This is a genomic window from Xanthomonas maliensis, assembly GCF_009192945.1.
In the GTDB taxonomy this organism is placed as follows: Bacteria; Pseudomonadota; Gammaproteobacteria; order Xanthomonadales; family Xanthomonadaceae; genus Xanthomonas; species Xanthomonas maliensis.
On the sequence record NZ_NSET01000141.1, the window covers coordinates 1 to 614 of the forward strand.

The 614-nt window shown below is 68.1% G+C and carries 1 protein-coding gene; it reads right to left on the minus strand.

Features of this window, described 5'->3' with window-relative positions:
* Positions 1-614 (minus strand): RtcB family protein (locus CKY51_RS22310; protein ID WP_211904954.1); only part of this gene is annotated, 614 nt, incomplete at both ends.

Here is a 614-nt window from a genome sequence, read left to right on the forward strand (position 1 = left end):
CTTCGGCAGGCGGTGGCGCATCTCGGCCAGCACGCGCGACATCATCGCCTCGCGGTTCTGCCGCGCATAATCCTGCGCCCACGACACCGCCTCAACGTAGTCATCGAACAGCGGCTCGCCTTCCATGAAGAACGCCAGGTCCTTGTCCGGCAGGTGGAAGCCCAGCACGCGCCGGGCCAGCTCCTCGCGCGCCCTCTCGATGAAGTAGGTGCCGATCAGGTTGCCGGTGCCGCGCGAGCCGCTGTGCAGCATCACCCACACCGTATCCGTCTCGTCCAGGCACAGTTCGATGAAGTGGTTGCCGCCGCCCAGCGTACCCAGCTGGCGGTCCAGCTTATCGGTGCGGATCCTGCGGTGCTTGTCCTTGATCTTCTCCAGGCCGGCGGCCAGCCCGGACTGCACCAACCGGGTGTGGATGCTGTCGGGCATGCGGTGATGCTCGCCGCCGCGCCCGTTGCCGACCGGGATGCTGCGCTCGATGCTGTTGCGCAGTTGCCGCAGGTCATCGGGCAGGTCGTTGGCGCGCAGCGTGGTACGCACCGCCGCCATGCCGCAGCCGATGTCGACGCCGACCGCGGCCGGAATGATCGCGCCACGGGTCGGAATCACCGAGC